We start from the raw sequence: 23,601 nt of genomic DNA, 5'->3' as shown, positions 1-23,601 counted from the left end.
TCAGGGCCGGGAAGGTCCGAGCAACTGTTCCTTGAACGGAAGATCAACCGGTGAGCTGATCCCATTGGACATCCACTGACCCGCGAAGCCCAGGATCAGGTTCTTCGACCAGTCGGCGACCAATAGAAACTGTGGTATCAGGCGTGATTCCTGCCACCACGAATCCTGTTGTACCGGCCCCAGGCTGAGCAGCCCAACGGCCACCACCACCAGCAAGCCTCCGCGCGCGGCGCCGAAGGCCATGCCGAGAAAGCGATCGGTGCCGGACAGCCCGGTCACGCGGATCAGCTCGCCGATGAGGAAATTGATCATCGCCCCCACCAGCAGCGTGGCGATGAAGAGAATGGTGCAGCCTGCGATGACCCGTGCCGAAGGCGTCTGGATATAGCTTTCCAGGTACTGCGACAGGGACCCGCCGAACATCCACGCCACCGCGCCGGCAACGATCCAGATGAGCAGGGACAAGGCTTCCTTGACGAAACCGCGCTTGAGACTGATCAGTGAGGAAATGGCGATGATCGCGATGATCGCCCAATCAACCCAGGTAAATGCCACGGTACGGCCTGCAGACGTTTGAGGCGGCGCATTTTAGCAGAGCAAAGGGCGTGGGGTAAGCGGAAAGTCACGCCGTTGCAGGCTTGCAGCTTGACTTCCAAGACAACTTAACAAGCCTCGGCACCCCACCCGGGCGCACAAAAAGGCCCTGTTTGGCCGACGCTTGAGCGCAGGCTGAACAGGGCCGCATGGACTCAACCGCGCTCAGGCTGGAAGCGCACAACGATGCCCTTGAGGTTCTGCTGGCGGTTGATCGTATCGCGTAGACGCTCGGCTTCGGCACGGTCAATGATCGGGCCGACGAATACCCGATTCAGTCCACCGGTGGAGCGAATGTAGGCGTTGTAGCCTTGGCTGCGCAGGGTTTTCTGCAGAGTGTCGGCGCCTGCACGATTGGACAGGCTGGCCAATTGGATCGACCAACTCACCGGCAAACCATTGGCATCGACCTTGGAAGCTGCCGCCGGCTTGCTGGCCGTTGCACTGGCCGCAGGGGGCTGGGCAGCCGGTTGTGCAGCACGACTTTCGACCTTGGCATCGGCAACGGGCGCCTGAGGCTTCGCGGCGGAGGGCTGGGCGTTCTGCGACGGCGACGGCGTGATCGGCTGGCTGGGAGCGCTGGGAGGCGCTGTGGACTCATCGACCACCACCGGCGCCTGCTCGGAAAGATCGGGCAGCGGCTGAGGCTCAGGCACTTGGACCGGCTCGACCTTGACCTCGGACGGGCTTGGCATGGCCGGGGCTTGAGGCACTTCGACATGCACCTGGCGCATCTCGTCCTCTCGGGTGAACAGCATGGGCAGGAAGATCACCGCCAGCGCCACCAGCACCAGCGCACCCACCATGCGCTGCTTCATTCCCTTATCCAGCACTGCCATCTACTCCATCCTCCAGGGCCTGCCGCTCAAGCCATTCGAGGGCCTGGCCGACGCAGAAAAACGAACCGAACAGCAGGATCTGGTCATCTGCCGTTGCCTGCGCACATTGCCCCTCGAGGGCAGCGGCGACACTGGCATATGACTTCACCGTCGCGCCGTGGTTCGTCAAGGCCATGGCAAGCTCCTGCCCGGTGCGACTGCGCGGCGTCTCTAGCGGCGCCACCGCCCAGGAATCGACCAGTGGCAGCAACGGCGCGACCACGCCCTCGAGATCCTTGTCCGCCAGCAGCCCGAACACCGCCAGGCGGCGCCCGGAGACAGGCCGGGTGGCCAAGCGGCGTGCCAGGTACTCGGCAGCATGGGGGTTGTGGCCGACATCCAGGAGCAATTCCAACCGTTGGCCGCGCCACGTCACCGTGCGACGGTCTAGGCGGCCGGTCATGCGGGTACCCAGCAGCGCCTGGGCGATATCCGACGCAACCCAGGGCAGATCCATCAGCAGGTACGCCTGCACTGCCAGGGCTGCGTTCTCCATCGGCAAGTCGAGCTGGGGCAGATCGACCAACTCCACCGCCTCGCCCCTGAGCGTGGTACCACGCCATTGCCAATGTGCGTCAGTGCTCGCCAGATCGAAATCGCGCCCGCGCAAGAAGAACGGGCAAGCCAATTCGGACACTTTATCCAGCAGCGGCTGGGGCGGGTCGAGATCGCCGCACAAGGCTGGCGTGCCTTGGCGGAAGATACCGGCTTTCTCGAAGGCCACCTGCTCCCGGGTATCGCCCAGATAGTCGACATGGTCCACGCCGATGCTGGTCACCAGCGACAGGTCGGCGTCGATCAGGTTGACGGCGTCCAGACGCCCGCCTAGCCCCACTTCAAGCACCACGGCATCCAAGGACGACTGCCTGAACAACCAGAAGGCCGCCAGGGTACCCATCTCGAAATAGGTCAGGGAGATTTCGCCACGCGCGGCCTCTACGGCAGCGAAGGCCCGACACAGGTCACGGTCGCTGGCCTGGTTGCCATCGATCTGTACCCGCTCGTTGTAGCGCACCAGGTGCGGCGAGCTGTAGACGCCCACCTTGAGCCCCTGGGCGCGCAACAGCGCGGCGACGAAGGCACAGGTCGAGCCTTTGCCATTGGTGCCGGTTACCGTCACCACTCGCGCAGCCAGGCGCCCCAGGTCGAGGCGCGCCAGCACCTGTCGGCATCGCTCGAGGCCCATGTCGATCGCCGAGGGATGCAGTTGTTCCAGGTAAGCGAGCCACTCACCCAGGGTACGCTCGCTCATCACGCGACGACGGCAGCTTCTTGGGCCTGCTCAGGCGTGGCCTGGCCGGTCATTTGCGCCAGCAGTCGGGCCAGGCGCGGACGCAGTTCCTGACGCGAAATGATCAGGTCGATGGCGCCGTGCTCCAGCAGGAATTCGCTGCGCTGGAAGCCCTCGGGAAGCTTCTCGCGCACGGTCTGCTCGATCACGCGTGGGCCGGCGAAGCCGATCAGCGCCTTGGGCTCGCCGACGATGACGTCGCCGAGCATGGCCAGACTGGCCGATACACCACCGTAGACCGGATCGGTCAGCACCGAAATGAACGGAATGCCTTCTTCACGCAGACGTGCCAGCACCGCAGAGGTCTTGGCCATCTGCATCAGCGAGATCAGCGCTTCCTGCATGCGCGCACCACCCGAGGCGGAGAAGCAGATCATCGGGCAACGGTGTTCCAGCGCATGGTTTGCAGCGCGGACGAACCGTTCACCGACGATGGCGCCCATGGAACCGCCCATGAACGAGAACTCGAAGGCACTGACGACAACCGGCAGACCCATCAGCGTTCCACTGACCGACACCAGGGCATCTTTTTCGCCCGTCTGCTTCTGAGCAGCGGTCAGGCGGTCCTTGTACTTCTTGCCATCACGGAATTTCAGACGGTCGACCGGCTCCAGGTCGGCACCCAATTCGGCACGCCCTTCGGCATCGAGGAAGATATCGATACGCTCACGGGCACCGATGCGCATGTGATGGTTGCACTTGGGGCAGACGTCGAGGGTTTTTTCCAGCTCCGGACGATACAGCACGGCTTCGCAGGATGGGCACTTGTGCCACAGGCCCTCCGGTACCGAGCTCTTCTTCACCTCGGAACGCATGATCGAAGGGATCAGTTTGTCTACCAACCAGTTGCTCATGCTCTATTTCTCCCGTTCCGGCCGGTGGCGGGCTGACTGTCGCCTGCCCTGCCCCGACCCTTGAGCTCAAAATCGTGTTCAAAACGATGATGGACCGGCCAACGGGACCACCCGTTGCACCACTCCACCTTCAACCTGTACGCCGACGCCCGCGGCGCCGCGTGTTCTGATGGCCAGCCCCGCAGGGCCGGCCGGCAGCATCGCGCTGCGATAGCTATGGACGATGGCGCACGGCCAACCGTCACATCCAAGCTCATGCCAGCCTGACCGCCTCGAGGAAGGCATCGATCTTGCCCGCATCCTTGATGCCCTTGGCCTGTTCGACCCCGCCACTGACATCGACCGCATAGGGTCGAACCTGGCGAATCGCCTGAGCGACGTTACCCGCCGACAATCCTCCGGCCAGAATGATGGGCTTGCTCAGGCCTGCCGGCACCAGCGACCAGTCGAACGCTTCACCCGTACCGCCCGGCACACCCGGCACGTAGGTATCGAGCAGAATGCCGCGGGCGCCATGGTAGTGCTCGCAGGCCGCCTGCAGATCGTCGCCCGGGCGCACGCGCAGCGCTTTGATCCATGGACGATGGTACCCCTCGCAATCGGCCGGTGTTTCATCGCCGTGGAACTGTAGCAGGTCCAGCGGGACCACTTCGAGGATCTCGCTCAGTTCGCAACGCGAGGCATTGACGAACAGGCCCACGGTGGTGACGAAAGGCGGCAGCGCGGCGATGATGGCCCGGGCCTGGCGTACATCCACCGCGCGCGGGCTCTTGGCATAGAACACGAAGCCGATGGCGTCGGCTCCCGCTTCGGCAGCCGCCAGGGCATCCTCGATGCGGGTGATGCCACAGATCTTGGTGCGCACGTTGCTCATGGACGACAACCCTGGGTGATCGGTGAAGGGCCGGATGTTAGCAAATGACGTATCGCCCGTCAGTCGGACAGCGACTCGTAGCCGGTGAGAAAGTGTGGACCGATGTAACGCTGCGGTAGCGCGAACTCGTCCGGGTACTCCACCTGCACCAGATAAAGGCCGTAGGGGTGGGCGGTGACACCGCCTTCGCGCCGATTGCGCCCCTCCAGCACCTGCCGTGCCCACTCCACCGGCCGCTCGCCGGCGCCGATGGTCATCAGCACGCCGGCGATGTTGCGCACCATGTGATGCAGGAAAGCGGTGGCACGTACATCCAGCACGATCATGCGACCGTGGCGCGTCACACGCAGGTGATGGATATGCTTGATCGGCGACTTCGCCTGACACTGGCTGGCGCGAAACGCGCTGAAGTCATGAGTGCCGAGCAGGTACTCGGCCGCCTGGGCCATCGCGGCGATGTCCAGCGGGCGATGATTCCAGGTCACTTCCTCGGCGAGGTGCGCCGGACGGATCGGATCGTTGTAGATCACGTAGCGGTAGCGCCGAGCGGTCGCCTTGAAGCGTGCGTGAAAGTGCGCAGGCATTGGCCGCGCCCAGACCACGCTGATGTCGTGGGGCAGGTTGAAATTGCTGCCCAAGGTCCAGGCGCGCTCGTCGCGCACCGCGCACGTGTCGAAATGCACCACTTGACCACAACCGTGCACACCGGCATCGGTGCGCCCGGCGCACACCACGCTGATCGGCGCGTCGGCGACCTTCGACAACGCCTGCTCCAGCGCCTGCTGGACACTGGGCACGCCGCTGGCCTGACGCTGCCAGCCGCGATAGCGCGACCCTTTGTATTCCACGCCCAGGGCGATGCGCGAGTAGCCTTCGGCGGCCGACTCGGCCGCCTCGATGTCGTTGATGTCCAAGAAAGCCAAACCTGTGGAGCTGATCGAAAGGCGGCCATTATAAAGAAAACGGCAGCCCACTGGGCTGCCGTCAACCACCTCAAGCACGCTGCCTGTCAGACCAGACGCGAGAGCATGTCCTCAGCTTCCTGACGCTGGGTATCGTCACCATCCTTGACCACTTCATCGAGGATGTCGCGGGCCCCCTGATGGTCGCCCATATCGATGTAGGCACGCGCCAGGTCCAGCTTGGTCGCCACCTCATCGGTCCCGGAGAAGAAATCGAAATCCAGGTCGTCCAGGGCTTCGGGCTCGAGCGCCGCATCCTCGGCGGTGAAATGCGGTTCCAGCGAAGGCGACGCCAGACTCTGCGAAAGCTTGTCCAGTTCGGCGTTGACATCATCGAGCTCAGACGCGAAATGCTTGTCGGCGGGTGTTTCGTCATCCAGCGACAACGACAGGTCGAAGTCCTCCGGCAGTTCCAGTTCGGAAATCGGATCGAACTCAGGAATCTCGTCGAACGCCGCAAGCTCGGCAGCGACATCAACGGGCGTCTCGCTGTCTGCGGCTGGCGTGGCAGCAGCAGGCTCACCGACATCCAGGTCGAAGTCCGCCAGATCATCCAGTGGCTGCGGCTGGGACTGCGCCTGAGCCTGCGCCAGCAGCGCCTCGAAATCGTCGTCTGCGCCGCTCTGCATCTGGTCGGCCTGCGGTGCTTCTGGGGCGTCGAGCACCGGCGCGTCGAGCGGCTCGTCCAACAGCAGGTCGTCATCCAGGCTCAGGTCGAAGTCGTCGCCCAAATCCGGCGTGGCCGTGATGGATTCGACGTCAGCTTCGCTGGCGTCCTGCGGCGCGGGCTCGACGGCTTGCACGGGCTCAGGCTGCGCCTCGACTAGCGGCTCTGGGTCCTGCAACAGCTCCTGGACGTATTGCTCATCCTGCTCTGCTGCCAAAGCGGCGGCGCCGAGCCCGACGGCTGCCGTCGCAGCCACGACGGCAACCATGGCCGGGTAACGCTGCTTGATGCCTTCGACTTCACCCTGATTCTCCGGGGTGTCGGCCAACTGGTGCTCCTGCTCGGCAAAGGCGTGTTGATCGCCTTGACGCGCATAGACCTCCATCAACTTCAGGCGCAGGTCGCTGCGCTGCGGCTCAGCAGCCACAACAGGCTCAAGCAGGCTAGCGGCGTGGTTCAGATGCCCCTTGGCGACACTGTCATCGACCTCGGCCAACAGTGCGGCATAGCGATCGGCAACCACAGGCGCACTGGCAGCGACCGGCTTCTCAGCCGCGGCGGCGGCCGCTGCAGAGGCCGCCACCACCGCCGGCGACAGGGTCACCGTGGGGGCAGACACGTCCAGGCCATCGAAGCTGCCTGGTGGCAAGTCTGGGTCCGGCCCGCGCTCATCGTCCTCGGCCAGCGCCCGCGCCATGCGCAGATGTTTTTCCGCCTCTTGCTGCGCCTTGCGCTTGCGCGCCAGAAGCAGCAGCAACAGCAGCAGGACCAGGAACGCCGAACCGGCCAACAGTCCCAGCAACAACGGATTACCCAGCAGATCGTCGAGCATGCTCGGTTCGGTCTGGGGCTGGGCAGCGGTCTCTGGCTCCGGCACCGGCGCGGTGTCGACCGCAGCCGGAGGGGGTACGACCACAGGTTCGGCCGGCGTCAGTTGGGCATTCACCGCAGGCTCGACCGGCGGCGGCGCTACCGTAGCGGCCGGCGCCGCGTCACCTTGAGCCTGCAGACGCGCCAGTTGATCATTCTTCAGTTCGATCAGGCGCTGCAGCTTGTCCAACTGGCTTTGCAGATCGGTCATTCGACTCTGCAGTTCTTCGTTGTCACGGCGACTGGTATCCAGGCTCTCCTGAGCGACCGCCAATTTGTCGCTGAGGGCCTTGGCGTCATTCGCCGCACCTTGGTTATTCGGTGAGACCAGGCGCAGGTTATCGCCTTGGGCAATCCGTGCCGGGGCAGCATCGGCGGCGCCACGACGGGTCGCGTCCAATTGCCGAGCGCGAGGCCCCAGGCGCCGTCCTTCGCGCCAGGCGGCGTACTGTTCGGCCACCTCACGAATCGCTTCGCCCTGGGGGATGGCGCGGATCTGCTGCTGATCCGGCAGGCGCAGCACCTGGCCGGTCTTGAGCTGGTTGATGTTGTTACCGATGAAGGCGTCAGGATTCAAAGCCTGGATCGCCAGCATGGTTTGTTGAATCGAGCCACCCTGGGTATTACGCGCAGCGATTTGCCAGAGCGTGTCACGCTGACGGGTGGTGTAGCTGCCCACAGTGGTCGCCGGGTTGACGGTTCCCTGCGCTGGCGCGGCAGTGGCAGCTTGCGGCGCATCGAGCGCAACGCTGTAGTCACGCAGCAGGCGCCCTTGCGGCCACATCACTTGCACCAGAAACTTGATGACAGGCTCGGGCAGCGGCTTGCTGGAGGTGACACGCAGCACGCTGCGGCCGTTGGGGTTGATCACCGGGGTGAAGCTCAGGTCCTGCAGATAGGCCGGTAGCGTCACGCCAGCCTTGGCGAACTCCTCGGCGGGCGCCAGGCTAGGCGCCACCTCCGCAGGGGTCAGGTCGCGTACATCGAGCAGCTCGATCTCGGCGTCCAGCGGCTGGTTCTGCGCCGACTTGAGGGTCAGCTCGCCAAGACCGAGTGCATTGGCCATGCCGGACGACAGCGCCGAAGCGGCCGCGATAGCCAGAACCAATTTGCGAATTCGAAGCATGGACCTGTTCCCTTGTATGAATCGTCCCCAATACCTGCCAGGCGTAGGACAAATGTGCTGGCCAGTATCTTTTACGCCATTTTTTTAATCAACAATTGCGCCAATTGTACGGCGTTGAGGGCCGCGCCCTTGCGCACGTTGTCGGTCGTCAACCACAGATCGAGTTGGTGATCCGCGTCGATTCCCTGGCGTACACGACCAACATAGACCACGTCCTGCCCCACTGCGTCACCCACTGGCGTCGGATAGTCGTCATTCTCCACGCGTTCGACGCTGGCAGCGCCGTCCAGCGCCAGCTTGACCGCCTGCACATCCACGGGAGTTCGGCTTTGTACGGACACACTGAAGCTATCGCCGAAAAACACTGGGACTTGAACGCAGCTCACAGAAATCTTCAGTTCAGGCAGCCCCAACAGCACGCGACTCTCACTGACCAAGCGCCGCTCCAGGGTGCCGTGCCCCTGCTCATCGGTAGCGCCCACTTGCGCCAGCAGGTTGAACGCCACCTGCCGATCGAAGAAGCGCGGCTCGAGAGGGCGTGCGTTGAGCAACTCGGCAGTCTGTCTGGCCAGTTCGTTCACGGCCTCGCGTCCCTGCGACGACACGGCCAGGCAGGCCATGACCTGAATTCGCTCGATATCGAGCACACCTCGAAGCGGTGCCAGCGCCACCGCCAAGGCGATCGCACCGCTGCTCGGGCTCGACACCACTACGGGCAGCTTTAGCCCGTCCAGCGCCTCAGGGTTGGCCTCCGGTACGATGCTCAACGCCTCTTCGAGCCCGCCAGAGAGGTCGATCACCGAACACCCAGCCTCACGCGCCTTGCTCGCAAAAGTGCGGCTCACCGCCGCACCAGCGGCGAAGAACGCCAGCTTGACCTGAGCAAAATCGAAACTGTCGACTTCGCGCACACGGACCTTCTTGCCGGCGAACATCACACTGCTGCCCGCTGACTCCATGCTCGCCAACAAATGCAGGGTTGCCACTGGAAACTGAAGCTCCTCGAGGATCTGCACCAGGGCTTCACCGACACTGCCGGTGGCGCCGACGACGGCGATATCTAAGGCTTGGCTCATGCTTTGAATCCTTGTACGGGAACGGCGGGAGCGGCACTGTACTTGATTGACAGACAAACAAAAAACCCGTGCGGTTGCCCGGCACGGGTTTTTCGACACGCCGAAGCGATCAACGCTCCAGAAGAATTCGCAGCATGCGGCGCAGCGGTTCGGCTGCGCCCCACAGCAGTTGGTCGCCGACTGTGAATGCCCCAAGGTACTGCGAGCCCATGTTCAGCTTGCGCAGACGGCCAACCGGAACGTTCAGGGTGCCAGTGACCTGAGTCGGACTCAGTTCCTGCATGCTGATCTCGCGCTGATTGGGTACCAACTTAACCCACGGATTGTGCTGGCTGATCATGCCTTCGATATCGGCCAGCGGCACATCCTTGTTCAGCTTGATGGTCAGTGCCTGGCTATGGCAACGCATGGCGCCGATCCGCACGCAGATGCCGTCGACCGGAATCGGGCTTTTGAAGCGACCGAGAATCTTGTTGGTTTCGGCCTGGGCCTTCCATTCCTCACGGCTCTGACCGTTGGGCAATTCCTTGTCGATCCACGGAATCAGGCTACCGGCCAGCGGCACACCGAAGTTTTCGGTGGGGAAGCCATCACCGCGCATGGTCTCGGCGACCTTGCGGTCGATGTCGAGAATGGCACTGGCGGGATTGGCCAGTTCGTCCGCTACCGCGGCATGGATACCGCCCATTTGCCGGATCAGCTCACGCATGTTCTGCGCGCCTGCACCGGAGGCTGCCTGGTAGGTCATGGCGCTCATCCACTCCACCAGACCGGCTTCGAACAGCCCGCCCAAGCCCATCAGCATCAGACTGACGGTGCAGTTGCCGCCGATGTAGTTCTTGGTGCCAGCGTCCAGTTGATGGTCGATGACCTTGCGGTTGACCGGGTCGAGAATGATGACTGCATCGTCCTGCATGCGCAGGGACGACGCGGCGTCGATCCAGTAGCCTTGCCAGCCTGCTTCGCGCAGCTTGGGGAAGACTTCGTTGGTGTAGTCGCCGCCCTGGCAGGTCAGGATCACGTCGAGGGTCTTGAGCTCTTCGATCGAATAGGCGTCCTTGAGCGGCGCCGTATCCTTGCCCACGTTCGGGCCCTGGCCGCCGACATTGGAGGTGGTGAAGAACACCGGCTCGATAAGGTCGAAGTCCTGCTCTTCCAGCATCCGCTGCATGAGCACGGAACCGACCATACCGCGCCAACCGATCAGACCTACACGTTTCATCGCAACTACACCTTTGCTAAAAAGTGGGCCACCGTCGAGGGGAAACGACGGCGGGCCAGAGAGATTACAGATTCTGCAGAGCCGCGACTACTGCGTCGCCCATTTCCTGGGTACCGACCTTGGTGCAACCGGCCGACCAGATGTCGCCAGTGCGCAGCCCTTGGTCGAGCACTAGGCTGACGGCACGCTCGATGGCCTCGGCGGCCACCTGCTGGTTGAAGCTGTAGCGCAGCATCATGGACACCGAAAGAATGGTCGCCAGTGGGTTGGCGATGCCTTGCCCGGCGATGTCCGGCGCCGAGCCATGGCACGGCTCGTACATGCCCTTGTTGTCGGCGTCCAGCGACGCAGACGGCAACATGCCGATGGAGCCGGTCAGCATGGAAGCTTCGTCCGAAAGGATGTCTCCGAACATGTTATCGGTGACCACCACATCGAACTGCTTGGGTGCGCGGACCAGCTGCATGGCGGCGTTGTCCACGTACATATGGCTGAGCTCGACGTCCGGATAGTCCTTGGCCACCTCTTCGACCACTTCACGCCAGAGCTGGCTGGATGCCAGGACGTTGGCCTTGTCGACCGAGCACAGCTTCTTGCCGCGCACGCGGGCCATGTCGAAGCCGACACGGGCGATGCGACGCACTTCGCTCTCGCTGTACGGCAAGGTGTCGTAGGCCTGACGCTCGCCGCCCTGCAACTCGCGCTGACCACGAGGTGCGCCGAAGTAGATACCGCCGGTCAACTCGCGGACGATGAGGATGTCCAGACCGGACACGATCTCCGGCTTGAGCGAAGAAGCCTGCGCCAGTTGCGGGTAGAGGATCGCCGGACGCAGGTTGGCGAACAGGCCCAGTTGTGCGCGGATCTTCAGCAGGCCACGCTCGGGACGGATGTCACGCTCGATCTTGTCCCACTTCGGTCCACCGACAGCGCCCAGCAGCACAGCATCGGCGTTGCGCGCGCGCTCCAGCGTTTCATCGGCCAACGGCACGCCGTGTTTGTCGATGGCCGCGCCGCCGATCACATCGTGCGCCAGGCTTAAACCCAGGCCAAACTTTTCGTTGGCCAGGTTCAGCACCTTGACGGCCTCGGCCATGATTTCCGGGCCGATGCCATCACCTGGGAGAATCAGAATCTGTTTGCTCATGCTTTCCTCTATTCGTTCAAGCAGCGCGGCTGGATGCGCCGCGCCGAAATGCTAGCGCTCGGCCCACAGCACGATGACATCCGTGCTGAAGGAGCCGTCGGCTTGGATCTGATAATACTGCCGCACTTCCTCTCCCATGGCCCGCTGGAGCTGGCGGATGGCCACGCGCATCGGCTCGGGTGTGCGCATGCGCTCGACCCAGGAGGCGAATTCCAGGTGCAAACGCTGGCGGCTGTGGCTGCGGGTGAACAGCCCCGCATCACTGACCTGGCGCAGCCACTGGTCGGCAGAGTAATCGCGCACATGACTGGTGTCGCGCAGGACTTCGACACTTTGCAGGTAGGTGTCGAGCAGCGGGCTGCCCGGCGACATGACGTCGATGAAAGCAGCCACGCCACCGGGCTTGAGCACCCGACGCACCTCCCGCAGGGCCAGGCCCAGGTCGCTCCAGTGATGCGCCGAATAACGACTGATGACGTACTCGAAAGAGGCATCGGGGAATGGCAGACGCTCGGCCGCGCCGCGCTCGGTGACGATAGTGTTCAACCCACGCGCCGCCGCCGTACTGGCAACCACATCGAGCATCGACTGCGAGAGATCGTAGGCCACCACCCCGGCCACCAAGGGCGCCACCTGGAAGCTGACATGGCCGGCACCACAGCCAAGGTCCAGCACCCGCGCAGCACCTTGGCCTTGCAGTTCAGCCTGCAGCAGAGCGAACTCGGTGCCCTGGGCATGTACGGTGCTGCTCAGATAAGCGCTGGCCTGTTCGCCGAACTGGCGCTGGACCACATCGGCGTGGGTGCTGCTGGTCATGGTGTCGATCCTCATGGGGTCGTTTCAAGATGCGGTGCGTCTGGCCCGCTCACTCAAGCGTCGCGAAACAACCACGGCTGCGCAGCGCGGTGCCCGATTTCGAAGTCCTTGATGGCGTCGCCATCCTGCAAGGTCAGGCCAATATCATCCAGGCCATTGAGCAGGCAGTGCTTGCGGAAGGCGTCGATCTCGAAATGCAGGACCTTGCCGTCCGGGCGAGTGACGGCCTGGGCCTGCAGGTCGATGGTGAGTTGATACCCCGGATTGGCCTCGACCTGCTTGAACAATTCGTCCACTTCTTCGTCGGCCAGGATGATCGGCAGCAAGCCGTTCTTGAAACTGTTGTTGAAGAAGATGTCGGCGAAGCTCGGCGCGATGACGCTGCGAAAGCCGTACTCATCCAGCGCCCAAGGCGCATGCTCGCGGCTCGAACCGCAGCCGAAGTTCTCCCGTGCCAGCAGCACGCTGGCGCCTTGATAGCGGGCGTGGTTGAGCACGAACTCCTGGTTCAGCGGGCGCTTGCTGTTGTCCTGGTAGGGCTGACCTACATCCAGGTAACGCCACTCATCGAACAGGTTGGGGCCAAAGCCGGTGCGCTTGATCGATTTGAGAAACTGCTTGGGAATGATCTGGTCGGTATCGACGTTGGCCCGATCCAACGGTGCCACGAGACCGGTGTGCTGGGTGAAGGCTTTCATGCTGCGCTCCCTTGGATCAACTCGCGGACATCGATGAAGTGACCAGTCACCGCCGCAGCGGCGGCCATGGCCGGGCTGACCAAATGGGTACGCCCACCTGCGCCCTGACGCCCCTCGAAGTTACGGTTGGAGGTAGAGGCACAATGCTCGCCGCTTTCCAGGCGGTCCGGATTCATCGCCAGGCACATCGAGCAACCTGGCTCACGCCATTCGAAGCCGGCTTCGAGGAAGATCTTGTCCAGCCCCTCGCGTTCGGCCTGGGCCTTGACCAGCCCCGATCCCGGCACCACCAACGCCTGTTTGACGTTCGCCGCCACCTTGCGGCCCTTGGCGATCTCGGCCGCTGCGCGCAAGTCTTCGATGCGCGAGTTGGTGCACGATCCGATGAACACCCGGTCGAGCTTGATATCGGTAATGGCCTGATTGGCTGCCAGCCCCATGTACTTGAGGGCGCGCTCGATCGAGCCGCGTTTGATCAGGTCTGGCTCGGCCGCCGGATCCGGAACACGTTGATCGACCGCCAGCACCATTTCGGGCGACGTGCCCCAGCTCACTTGCGGCTTGATCTGGGCGGCATCCAGCTCGACGACAGTGTCGAACACGGCATCCGCGTCGGATACCAGCCCCTTCCAGACCTGGACCGCCTGCGGCCACTGCTCGTCATTGGGCGCATAGGGGCGTCCTTGGACGTAGGCAATCGTGGTGTCGTCCACGGCGACCAGGCCGACGCGGGCACCGGCCTCGATGGACATGTTGCAGATGGTCATGCGGCCTTCCATGGACAATGCGCGGATAGCGCTACCGGCGAACTCCATGGCATGACCGTTGCCACCAGCGGTACCGATCTTGCCGATGACCGCCAGCACGATGTCCTTGGCGGTGACGCCGGCAGGCAACTGCCCCTCGACCCGCACCAGCATGTTCTTCATTTTCTTGGCGACCAGGCACTGCGTGGCGAGCACATGCTCGACTTCCGACGTACCGATGCCATGGGCCAACGCGCCGAAAGCGCCATGCGTGGAGGTGTGCGAATCGCCGCAGACCACGGTCATGCCCGGCAATGTCGCGCCTTGCTCGGGGCTGATCACGTGCACGATGCCTTGGCGCTCGTCGTTCATCTTGAATTCGACGATGCCATATTCGTCGCAGTTCTCGTCGAGCGTCTGCACCTGCAAACGCGAGACCTGGTCGGCGATGGCCTCGATACCGCCCTTGCGTTCAGGCGTGGTCGGCACATTGTGGTCAGGGGTGGCGATATTGGCGTCGATGCGCCATGGCTGGCGGTTGGCCAGGCGCAGGCCTTCGAAGGCCTGGGGCGAAGTCACTTCGTGGATGATGTGACGGTCGATGTAAATCAAGGACGAACCATCGTCGCGTCGCTTGACTTCGTGCGCATCCCAGAGTTTGTCGTAAAGCGTTTTGCCAGCCATCAGACTGTTCCTCATCAGCGTATTTCTATGCCAATAACCCCTTGGCTTGTACGGTCGATGCTAAAGGGCTAGATTGAATAACTCAAATTCATAATTTTTATGCTTTGGATAACCAAAAGGAATTCGAAAGCGTGGATCTGGCAAACCTCAGTGCCTTCATTGCGATTGCTGAAACCGGCAGCTTCTCGAGTGCCGCTGAGCGCCTGCATTTGACCCAACCGGCGGTCAGCAAACGCATCGCAGGCCTGGAGCAGCTACTGGGCGTACGCCTTTTCGATCGACTCGGCCGCGAGGTGAGCCTGACCGAGGCCGGGCGAGCCCTGCTCCCGCGTGCTTACCAGATCGTCAATGTACTGGACGACACACGGCGTGCACTGACCAATTTGACAGGAGAAGTGACGGGCCGCCTAACTCTGGCCACCAGCCACCATATCGGCCTACACCGCCTGCCCCCGGTCCTGCGGGCGTTCACCCGGGAATACCCTGGCGTGGCGCTGGATATCCAGTTTCTCGATTCAGAAGCGGCCTACGACGAAGTTCTCCACGGCCGCGCAGAAATTGCCGTGATCACCCTGGCCCCCGAGCCTCATCACCTGATTCGGGCCACCCCTGTCTGGAACGACGCACTGGATTTCGTCGCCGCCCCAGAGCACCCACTGGCACGCGACAGCCATGTTCGACTGGCCGATGTCGCACGCCATCCCGCCGTGTTCCCCGGCGGTAATACGTTCACTCATCACATCGTGCAACGCCTGTTCGAGAGCCAGGGACTGACGCCAAACATCGCCATGAGCACCAACTACCTGGAGACTATCAAGATGATGGTGTCCATTGGTCTGGCCTGGAGCGTTCTACCGCGCACCATGCTCGATGGGCAGGTCGCATCCATCGCTTTGCCCGGCATATGCCTGTCTCGCCAGCTAGGCTACATCCTGCATACGGAACGAACGCTGTCCAATGCGGCCAGGGCGTTCATGGCCTTGCTCGACAGCCAGCGCGAGCCTGCCTGACTGCATCGCGGTACGGCGTGTGATCCATAGCGAGCTTCATCTGCCGAAGGTCTGCGAGCCATGCCCAAACCAGACAAAACCTACCCGCGCCTGCCTCATATTCCTGCAGTCGACCCATTGGAATCGGAGCAGGCGTGGCAGAACGCCCCGCAATTGCTCACTGCACTCAACGGTGCGCGCCTCGGCGCGTGGCTGTGGGATATCGAAACAGGCCGGGTGAGCTGGTCGCGCGGCACCCAGGCGCTATTTGGCTTCGATCCGCAGCACCCACTGGCAGAAGGTATCGATTACCTGGATTTGCTCCCCGAAGAAGACCGTGCGCGAACCCGCCAGTTGTTCCAGGCGGTGGTCGATGGCGAACCGGCGGATCAAGCCATGCGCCATCGCATCCGCTGGCCCGACGGCAGCCTGCACTGGCTGGAAATAAACGGCAGCCTGACCCACGATCACAATGGTCGCCGCCAGATGATCGGGGTGATTCGCGAAATCACCCGCCAGCGCGATCGAGAGGCCGCGCTGGTCAACTCGGAAAAGCGCTTTGCCACCCTTTTCCACCTCAGTCCCAATGCGATCCTGCTGACCCGTCGCCACGACGGCATGATCTTCGAGGTCAACCAGCACTTCGAGGCCATGTTCGGCTGGCCCGGCGCGCTGGTGATCGGCAAGAGCAGTGTCGAACTGGGCATGTGGGTCCACGCCGAACAACGCCAGCAAATGCTCGACGCCACCCGCAACAGCGGCAAGCCGGTGACCATGGAAGTGCAGTTCCGCACCGCGACCGGCCGGGTCCAGGACGGCATTCTGTGCACCCAGGGCATTGAACTCGAAGGTATTACTTATCTGGTCAGCACCTTTGTCGACACCACTGAGCGCAAGCGCGCCGAGCGAGCCCTCAAGGACAGCCAAGAGCGCCTGGACTTGGCGCTGGACTCCGCACAACTGGGCACCTGGGACTGGCACATCCCCAGCGGCATGCTCTATGGCTCAGCGCGCGCCGCGCAGTTGCATGGCCTGGACCCTGCCCCCTTCCACGAGTCGTTCGACGCGTTCTTCGAAGGTGTGCCGGAAGAAGAACGCAGCGCCATGCGCCAGGCCTACCGCAGTTTGCGCGAAGGGCCGGCGGGCAATTACCAGATCACCTACCGGGTGCAGTTGGAAAACGGCGCCTCGCGCTACATCGAAAGCCGAGCACGGCTGTACCGGGATGATCAGGGCACTCCGCTGCGCATGGCCGGTACATTGCTGGACATTACCGATCAGGTCGAACGCGAGCAGCGCCTGAGCGCCTCGGAGGAAAAATTCGCCAGCCTGTTCCAGGTAAGCCCCGATCCGATTTGCGTTCTGGATCAGGACAGCGGCCAGTTCATCGAAATCAACCCGGCCTTCACCCAAACGTTCGGCTGGACCGCCACGCAGGTGATAGGGCGCAGCCCCGACCAGATCGGATTGTGGGCCGAACCTTACGCCCGCGCCCAACGTATCGAGCGGGTCATTCGCGAACAGGGCTTGAGCAACATTGCCGTAGTGGTCAACCACCTGAGCGGCATACCGCTGACCTGTATGATTTCCAGCCGCTTGATCACAGTCGACAACCGACCTTGCAGCGTGACCACGCTACGCGACATTACCCAGCAACAACGCGCCGAGTCCGCCCTGAAGGCCAGCGAGGAAAAGTTCGCCAAAGCGTTTCATTCAAGCCCCGATGCCATCACCATCACCGAACGTCAAAGCGGTCGTTACCTGGAGGTCAACGACGGCTTCTGCCGACTGACCGGCTTTAGCAGCCACGAAGTGGTCGGCCGGACCGTTTTCGAATTGGGCATCTGGACCGACGAAAAGCAGCGCGCGGCGCTGTTGGCAGACCTCGGCGAGCATGGCCGGGTGCACCATCGGGAAATGCTCGGACATAACAAGCAGGGCGAGGTCTTGACCGTGGAAGTCTCGGTCGAACCGATCAGCCTCAACGACACCGACTGCCTGTTGATGACTGCACGCGACGTCAGCCAACTGAAGAATGCCCAGGCGCAGATTCGTCACCTGGCCTACCACGACCCGTTGACCAACCTGCCCAATCGCGCCCTGCTGACCGATCGGCTGAGCCAGCAGATCGCCCTGCTCAAACGCCATGATCTGCGCGGCGCCTTGCTCTTCCTGGACCTGGATCATTTCAAGCACATCAACGATTCACTCGGCCACCCGGTCGGCGATACCGTGCTCAAGATCATCACCGCACGCCTGGAAGCCAGCGTACGTCTGGAGGATACGGTGGCGCGGCTGGGTGGCGACGAGTTCGTGGTGCTGCTCAGCGGCCTGGCCGGCAGCCGCGAACGGGTCGAGGCCCAGGTGCGCGAACTGGCCGACACCTTGCGCGAGCTGCTGGCCGCACCGATGTCGCTGGATGGTCAGCGCCTGCAGGTGACGCCGAGCATTGGCGTAGCGCTGATTCCGGATCATGGCTCCACCCCGGCCGACCTGCTCAAACGTGCCGACATCGCCCTGTACCGGGCCAAGGACTCGGGACGCAACACCACGCAACTGTTTCACACCACCATGCAGGAAGCCGCCAGCGAACGGCTGCGCATGGAAAACGACCTGCGCTTGGCGCTGTCGCGTGACGAACTGGCGCTGCACTTCCAGCCCCAGGTTGACGCGCGCGCCAATCGCATCGTGGGCGTAGAGGTCTTGCTGCGCTGGCATCACCCACAATTGGGGCAGCAATCCCCTGCGCTGTTCATACAGGTGCTGGAGGAAAGCGGACTGATACTCGAGGTGGGCAGTTGGATCCTCGACCAGGCCTGCGAGGCCTGCGCGCGCCTGCTGGATGAGGGCTTGATCGATGCTGGTGAGTTCAGCCTGTGCGTGAACATCAGCCCCAAACAATTTCGCCAGAATGATTTCGTCGAAAGGGTTTTGCGCAGCCTGGACGAGCATCATCTGCCCCGCTACATGCTCAAGCTGGAAATCACCGAGGGGATCGTGATCCAGAACCTGGAGGACACCATCGGCAAGATGCGCGAGCTCAAGCGTCACGGCGTGACCTTCGCCATGGACGATTTCGGCACGGGCTATTCCTCGCTGACCTACCTCAAGCGGTTGCCCGTCGATGCACTGAAGATCGATCAGACCTTCGTGCGCGATGCACCCAACGATTCGAACGATGCGGAAATCGTTCGCGCCATCGTCGCCATGGCACACAGCCTCGGGCTGACGGTAATCGCCGAAGGTGTCGAGTTGACCGAACAACTGACGTTCCTCCAGCGCCAAGGCTGTCATCTCTATCAGGGTTATCTGTTCAGCCGACCACTGGCTCTGGCTGAGTTTCGCCGTCTATTGGCTGAGACAAGCGGTCGCACATGACTGGCTGGCGAGAGAAATCAGGTAGAACGATGCGCAACGCCAACAAGATCGGAGCCGCAAAGCGGCCCCGATCGATGCTCACCGAGCAGTTTCAAGGTATCAATTGAGCGCTGGCTTATCGCCATTGATTGGAATGCGCTTGGCCTTGGCTTCTTCCGGCACGACACGCAGGAGGTCTATGCTCAGCAGCCCGTTGGCCAGGTCGGCGGCCTTGACCTCGATGTGATCGGCCAGACGGAACGACAGCTTGAACGCGCGCTGGGCAATACCTTGATGCAGATAGGTCACCTCGGTGGCGGCCTTGTCACGCTTGCCACCCGAGACCGTCAGTACACCCTTCTCGACCTGTAGATCGAGGTCCTGCTCCTGCAGGCCGGCGGCAGCAATAACGATGCGGTACTGGTCATCACCATGCTTTTCAACGTTGTAGGGCGGGTAGCTGCTACCAGCCTCGTTACGTGCCGCAGACTCGAACAAGTCATTGAAACGGTCGAAGCCAACGGAGTGGCGGAACAGCGGTGCGAGGGAGAAAGCGGTAGTCATAGTCATTAACTCCTGAGATTCAGCAAGTAAGTCACTTCGCGACCCGACTTCGGCATCGCGTACTCAAGAGATAAGGTCTTCAACAACGGTTTCAAGGGACATCGGCAAAAAATTCGTGTGCCCTTCAGGCAACATCCAGTTCAACGCCTTGCCCGGTGAGTACTCCAACGCCCAGCAACTGACTGATCCGCTGGCAGTCGTCTTCACGGCGCAATTGGGCGAACAGTGCCACAGCCTCTGGATAGCTGCGAGTCAACATGGCCAGCCACTGCTTCATCCGTCCTGGCGCATAGCGCGGCGACAGCTTGGCCTGGGCCTGACGCCAGAATTCGCGCAACAGCGGCAACAGTTCGCACCAGGCCAAAGGTCGGTAGTCGCGCCCCTCGTGTGCTGCTGCGATCTGCAGTGCCAAGTCGGGCCGAGACACCAGACCACGCCCCAACATGATGTGTTCGGCACCGCTGACCTCGCGGCAGCGCCGCCAGTCCTCGACCGTCCAGATTTCGCCGTTGGCGAACACCGGTACCTGAACCACGTCCTGCACCCGCGCCACCCATTCCCAATGGGCTGGCGGCTTGTAACCTTCGACCTTGGTTCGCGCATGCACCACCAGGTGCGCTGCCCCGCCTTCGGCCAGCGCCGTACCGCACTCCAGCGCACCGTCTGGACTGTCGAAGCCCAGACGCATCTTGGCGGTCACAGGGATATGCGCAGGTACGGCGCGGCGAACTTCATGGACAATGGCGTGCAGCAGTTCAGGCTCCTTGAGCAGCACGGCGCCACCGCGGGATTTATTGACGGTCTTGGCCGGACAACCGAAGTTCAGGTCGATAACCGGCGCACCCAGCTCGCAAGCCAACGCGGCATTCTCTGCCAGGCATACGGGGTCCGAGCCCAGCAACTGCACACGCATGGGCACACCTGCCGCTGTTTGAGCCCCATGGCGCAGCTCAGGCGCCAACTTGTCGAATGACGAGGGCGGCAGCAGGCGATCGCAGACGCGGATGAACTCGGTGACACACCAGTCGATGCCACCGACACGGGTCAGCACGTCGCGCAAGATGTTGTCGACCAGACCCTCCATGGGGGCCAGGGCAATTTGCATGTTGGGGTCTCGAGAAAAAGCGGGAGTCTAGCAAAAAGACGGGACGATCAGGCACCGAGTAGTGCCGGACCATAGCCTTCGATGAACTCGGCAGGCATGCGCCGAGGCCTGCCGCTGGACAGCTCGATGCAGGCGAAGGTGGTCTGCGCACGAAGCAGCGTGACGCCGTCGCTTGGACGCCTGAGCTGGAAACGACGAGTCATGCGCAGACGCTGGTCCCATTCGACGATCCACGTGCCTAGTTGCAGCTCGTCGTCCTCATAGCCGGCCGCCAGATAGTCGATTTCATGACGAACAACGGCCATGGCTCGGTCCAGCCGACGGTATTCGGCCAAGTCCAGGCCCAGGCGCTGCGAATGACGCCAGGCACAACGCTCCAGCCACGTCACGTAAACCGCATTGTTGGCGTGGCCAAGGCCGTCGATGTCTTCGCTGCCGACCCGAAGGTCGATGATGAACGGCGCTGCCAGATCCCAGCTCATGCCTGCTCCCCAATGAGTGAAGAGGCAGAGTGTAACCAATGCCGAGAAGTAGAAAAACAAAAGGCCCATTCAATAATCGAATGAGCCTTTGAAGTCCCGCAAAACGCGGGTAAAAGTGGCGTCCCCTAGGGGACTCGAACCCCTGTTACCGCCGTGAAAGGGCGGTGTCCTAGGCCACTAGACGAAGGGGACGTGAAACCTTCGTGCAGACTCGCTTTCACGAATCCTGGCAGATTTGGTGGAGCTAAGCGGGATCGAACCGCTGACCTCCTGCATGCCATGCAGGCGCTCTCCCAGCTGAGCTATAGCCCCGAAACAAAACAAAAAGCCCATCCAACAACCGAATGAGCCTCTCAACCCCGCAATACGCGGGAAGAAGTGGCGTCCCCTAGGGGACTCGAACCCCTGTTACCGCCGTGAAAGGGCGGTGTCCTAGGCCACTAGACGAAGGGGACGTTGACCTTCGTGCCGGCCCGTTTTCACGAGCCGCGGCAAAATTGGTGGAGCTAAGCGGGATCGAACCGCTGACCTCCTGCATGCCATGCAGGCGCTCTCCCAGCTGAGCTATAGCCCCAGATTTCTAGCCTCGCGGCCCAGCGACCCTTGCAGCATCGCTTGTGTGAAACTGGCGTCCCCTAGGGGACTCGAACCCCTGTTACCGCCGTGAAAGGGCGGTGTCCTAGGCCACTAGACGAAGGGGACGAACCTTCTTGCCTTCAAGACCGTGTACTAGACCCGATCTTGCTTCATGTTGCTGGACATGAAGCGGAATGTGGTGGAGCTAAGCGGGATCGAACCGCTGACCTCCTGCATGCCATGCAGGCGCTCTCCCAGCTGAGCTATAGCCCCACAATGTCGCGGTGAACCGAAGCATCGACTGGGCGCCAAATGTTTCGTTTTCGTTCATCGCTGTGGACGGGGCGCATATTAAGAGTGGATTGAAGGGCTGTCAAACGAATTCGTGAAAAAACTCAAAATTTTTTTCACAGATAACAATCACTTACCGCCCTGCCCTGGCGCCCCAAGAAGAGCTGTCCACGGCAGTGAAGGCTTGCTCCACCGCCGCCGCCCAGGCGATGACCATTCACAAACGATCAGGCGATACTGGCGAGGAGCTTTTCCCACTCCTTGTTTTCTTTCTTGGACACGCCCCCCAGCAACTCCAGCGCCTGCCGCAAGCGATAGCGCGTGAGGTCAGGGCCAAGAATCTCCATGGCATCAAGCACCGACACCGAACTGGCCTGACCGGAAATCGAAGCGAACATCAGCGGCATGGCGTCACGCAACTTCAAGCCAAGCGCGTCGACGACTGCCTGGATACAGCCAGTGATGCGCTCTTTTTCCCACTGACGCAAACTTTCGAGTTTCCACAAGATCAACTGCATCACCTGGCGGACCTGCTCAGGCGTCAGCTTCTTGTGCTCGAACAGCTTGGCATCGAGCTTGAGCGCACCTTCAAAGAAGAAACCGGCCAACGGCGCAATCTGACTGAACGTTTCCACCCGACCTTGAACGTGCGGGGCGATTTTCATCATGTAGTCGGAGTTGAACGCCCACTGTTGCACACGCGCAGCGAAGTCTTCGACCGGCAGATCACGCAGCCACTGGCCATTGAGCCAGGACAGCTTCTCGATATCGAAGATCGGCCCACCCAGCGAGATGCGCGAGAGATCGAAGTGCTCGACCATTTCCGCCAGGGAGAACTTCTCGCGCTCGTCGGGCATCGACCAACCCATGCGCCCCAAGTAATTGAGCATCGCCTCGGGCATGAAGCCCATGCGCTCGTAAAAGGTGACGGAGGTCGGATTCTTGCGCTTTGACAGCTTGGATTTGTCTGGATTACGCAGCAGCGGCATGTAACACAGCTTGGGCTGTTCCCAACCGAAATACTCGTAGAGTTTGATCAGCTTCGGCGCCGAAGGCAGCCATTCCTCACCGCGCAAGACGTGGGTGATCCCCATCAGGTGATCATCGACCACATTGGCCAGGAAGTAGGTGGGCAGACCGTCGTTCTTCATCAGCACCTGCATGTCCATGCGGTCCCACGGAATCTCGACATCGCCACGCAGCATGTCCGGCACCACGCAGATACCTTCGCTGGGCACCTTCATGCGGATCACATGAGGCTCGCCTGCCGCCAGACGGCGCTGGACCTCCTCATCACTGAGCTTGAGCGCACGCCCGTCATAGCGGGGCGTCTCGCCGCGGGCCATCTGTTCGGCGCGCATCTGATCCAGCTCTTGCGCCGTGCAGAAGCAATAGAAAGCGTGACCGGTATCGACCAATTCCTTGGCATAGCGCGCGTAGATTTCGCCACGCTCGCTCTGCCGATATGGGCCATGCGGACCACCGACATCCGGACCTTCGTTCCACTCGATTCCCAGCCAGCGCAGGGCATCGAAGATCTGCTGCTCGGACTCACGGGTCGAACGCAACTGATCGGTGTCTTCGATACGCAGAATGAATTCGCCGCCGTGCTGCTTGGCGAAGCAGTAGTTGAACAGAGCGATGTAGGCGGTGCCGACATGGGGGTCGCCGGTAGGCGATGGCGCGATGCGCGTGCGAACGGTGGTCATGGACAGTCTCGGACGAAGGATGA

At 62.1% G+C, this 23,601-nt stretch carries 19 protein-coding genes and 6 tRNA genes; 2 read left to right on the top strand and 23 right to left on the bottom strand.

Annotated features, from left to right (window positions below):
• The 13 genes from NJ69_RS03940 to leuC form a co-directional block, all read right to left on the bottom strand.
• Entirely contained in the window at nucleotides 1–555 is a 555-nt protein-coding gene (locus NJ69_RS03940; protein ID WP_029614185.1) for a CvpA family protein, read from the bottom strand.
• 194 nt (nucleotides 556–749) lie between these two features.
• Nucleotides 750–1,433, bottom strand: a complete 684-nt coding sequence (locus tag NJ69_RS03935) for an SPOR domain-containing protein (protein WP_039576352.1) — start codon at nucleotides 1,431–1,433, stop codon at nucleotides 750–752.
• On the bottom strand, nucleotides 1,417–2,724 hold the full coding sequence (gene folC, locus NJ69_RS03930) for a bifunctional tetrahydrofolate synthase/dihydrofolate synthase (protein ID WP_039576350.1): 1,308 nt from the start codon (nucleotides 2,722–2,724) through the stop codon (nucleotides 1,417–1,419). The genes NJ69_RS03935 and folC overlap by 17 nt, the downstream gene beginning before the upstream one ends.
• Entirely contained in the window at nucleotides 2,724–3,617 is an 894-nt protein-coding gene (gene accD, locus NJ69_RS03925) for an acetyl-CoA carboxylase, carboxyltransferase subunit beta (RefSeq protein WP_029614183.1), read from the bottom strand. The genes folC and accD overlap by 1 nt, the downstream gene beginning before the upstream one ends.
• Before the next feature lie 253 nt (nucleotides 3,618–3,870).
• Nucleotides 3,871–4,491 carry a phosphoribosylanthranilate isomerase gene (locus NJ69_RS03920; protein WP_039576348.1) on the bottom strand — a complete coding sequence of 207 codons (621 nt, stop codon included), beginning with the start codon at nucleotides 4,489–4,491 and terminating at the stop codon, nucleotides 3,871–3,873.
• Nucleotides 4,492–4,550: 59 nt separating this feature from the next.
• Nucleotides 4,551–5,405 (bottom strand): tRNA pseudouridine(38-40) synthase TruA, encoded by an 855-nt coding sequence (gene truA / locus NJ69_RS03915; RefSeq protein WP_029614181.1) that lies wholly within the window; start codon nucleotides 5,403–5,405, stop codon nucleotides 4,551–4,553.
• 95 nt (nucleotides 5,406–5,500) lie between these two features.
• Nucleotides 5,501–8,116 carry a FimV/HubP family polar landmark protein gene (locus NJ69_RS03910; RefSeq protein WP_039576345.1) on the bottom strand — a complete coding sequence of 872 codons (2,616 nt, stop codon included), beginning with the start codon at nucleotides 8,114–8,116 and terminating at the stop codon, nucleotides 5,501–5,503.
• Nucleotides 8,117–8,187: 71 nt separating this feature from the next.
• Nucleotides 8,188–9,192 (bottom strand): aspartate-semialdehyde dehydrogenase, encoded by a 1,005-nt coding sequence (locus NJ69_RS03905; RefSeq protein ID WP_039576343.1) that lies wholly within the window; start codon nucleotides 9,190–9,192, stop codon nucleotides 8,188–8,190.
• Between the two features lie 109 nt (nucleotides 9,193–9,301).
• Nucleotides 9,302–10,414 (bottom strand): aspartate-semialdehyde dehydrogenase, encoded by a 1,113-nt coding sequence (gene asd, locus NJ69_RS03900; RefSeq protein WP_039576342.1) that lies wholly within the window; start codon nucleotides 10,412–10,414, stop codon nucleotides 9,302–9,304.
• Between the two features lie 64 nt (nucleotides 10,415–10,478).
• On the bottom strand, nucleotides 10,479–11,561 hold the full coding sequence (gene leuB, locus NJ69_RS03895) for a 3-isopropylmalate dehydrogenase (protein ID WP_039576340.1): 1,083 nt from the start codon (nucleotides 11,559–11,561) through the stop codon (nucleotides 10,479–10,481).
• Between the two features lie 51 nt (nucleotides 11,562–11,612).
• On the bottom strand, nucleotides 11,613–12,377 hold the full coding sequence (locus NJ69_RS03890; protein WP_039576338.1) for a class I SAM-dependent methyltransferase: 765 nt from the start codon (nucleotides 12,375–12,377) through the stop codon (nucleotides 11,613–11,615).
• 53 nt (nucleotides 12,378–12,430) lie between these two features.
• Nucleotides 12,431–13,075 carry a 3-isopropylmalate dehydratase small subunit gene (leuD, locus tag NJ69_RS03885; RefSeq protein WP_039576335.1) on the bottom strand — a complete coding sequence of 215 codons (645 nt, stop codon included), beginning with the start codon at nucleotides 13,073–13,075 and terminating at the stop codon, nucleotides 12,431–12,433.
• On the bottom strand, nucleotides 13,072–14,505 hold the full coding sequence (gene leuC, locus NJ69_RS03880) for a 3-isopropylmalate dehydratase large subunit (protein ID WP_039576334.1): 1,434 nt from the start codon (nucleotides 14,503–14,505) through the stop codon (nucleotides 13,072–13,074). Before leuC ends, leuD begins: the two co-directional genes overlap by 4 nt.
• A 131-nt stretch (nucleotides 14,506–14,636) precedes the next feature.
• Between leuC and NJ69_RS03875 the strand changes: the two genes are divergently transcribed.
• Together NJ69_RS03875 and NJ69_RS03870 are read left to right on the top strand one after the other, a co-directional pair.
• Nucleotides 14,637–15,515 (top strand): LysR family transcriptional regulator, encoded by an 879-nt coding sequence (locus NJ69_RS03875; RefSeq protein WP_039576332.1) that lies wholly within the window; start codon nucleotides 14,637–14,639, stop codon nucleotides 15,513–15,515.
• A 60-nt stretch (nucleotides 15,516–15,575) separates the two neighbouring features.
• On the top strand, nucleotides 15,576–18,872 hold the full coding sequence (locus tag NJ69_RS03870; protein ID WP_039576330.1) for a PAS domain S-box protein: 3,297 nt from the start codon (nucleotides 15,576–15,578) through the stop codon (nucleotides 18,870–18,872).
• 99 nt (nucleotides 18,873–18,971) lie between these two features.
• Here the strand turns inward: NJ69_RS03870 and NJ69_RS03865 are convergent, their stop codons facing one another.
• From NJ69_RS03865 to gltX, 10 genes are all read right to left on the bottom strand, one after another.
• Complete coding sequence (locus NJ69_RS03865) at nucleotides 18,972–19,415, bottom strand: Hsp20 family protein (protein WP_029614178.1); 444 nt, start codon at nucleotides 19,413–19,415, stop codon at nucleotides 18,972–18,974.
• Between the two features lie 124 nt (nucleotides 19,416–19,539).
• On the bottom strand, nucleotides 19,540–20,520 hold the full coding sequence (locus tag NJ69_RS03860; RefSeq protein ID WP_039576327.1) for a tRNA dihydrouridine synthase: 981 nt from the start codon (nucleotides 20,518–20,520) through the stop codon (nucleotides 19,540–19,542).
• A gap of 47 nt (nucleotides 20,521–20,567) precedes the next feature.
• A complete protein-coding gene (locus tag NJ69_RS03855; protein ID WP_039576325.1) occupies nucleotides 20,568–21,002 on the bottom strand; it encodes an acyl-CoA thioesterase in 435 nt (144 codons plus the stop codon).
• A gap of 116 nt (nucleotides 21,003–21,118) precedes the next feature.
• Nucleotides 21,119–21,194 (bottom strand) — tRNA-Glu (locus NJ69_RS03850).
• A gap of 44 nt (nucleotides 21,195–21,238) precedes the next feature.
• A tRNA-Ala gene (locus NJ69_RS03845) sits at nucleotides 21,239–21,314 on the bottom strand.
• A 67-nt stretch (nucleotides 21,315–21,381) separates the two neighbouring features.
• Nucleotides 21,382–21,457, bottom strand: a tRNA-Glu gene (locus NJ69_RS03840).
• Between the two features lie 43 nt (nucleotides 21,458–21,500).
• A tRNA-Ala gene (locus NJ69_RS03835) sits at nucleotides 21,501–21,576 on the bottom strand.
• A 52-nt stretch (nucleotides 21,577–21,628) separates the two neighbouring features.
• A tRNA-Glu gene (locus tag NJ69_RS03830) sits at nucleotides 21,629–21,704 on the bottom strand.
• Between the two features lie 71 nt (nucleotides 21,705–21,775).
• Nucleotides 21,776–21,851: transfer RNA gene (locus NJ69_RS03825), tRNA-Ala, on the bottom strand.
• A gap of 245 nt (nucleotides 21,852–22,096) precedes the next feature.
• On the bottom strand, nucleotides 22,097–23,578 hold the full coding sequence (gltX, locus tag NJ69_RS03820; RefSeq protein WP_039576323.1) for a glutamate--tRNA ligase: 1,482 nt from the start codon (nucleotides 23,576–23,578) through the stop codon (nucleotides 22,097–22,099).
• Nucleotides 23,579–23,601 lie beyond the last annotated feature (23 nt).

The sequence above is a fragment of the Pseudomonas parafulva genome (genome assembly GCF_000800255.1).
GTDB classification, from domain to species: domain Bacteria; phylum Pseudomonadota; class Gammaproteobacteria; order Pseudomonadales; family Pseudomonadaceae; genus Aquipseudomonas; species Aquipseudomonas boreofloridensis.
This window is presented reverse-complemented; position numbering and strand designations above follow the sequence as displayed.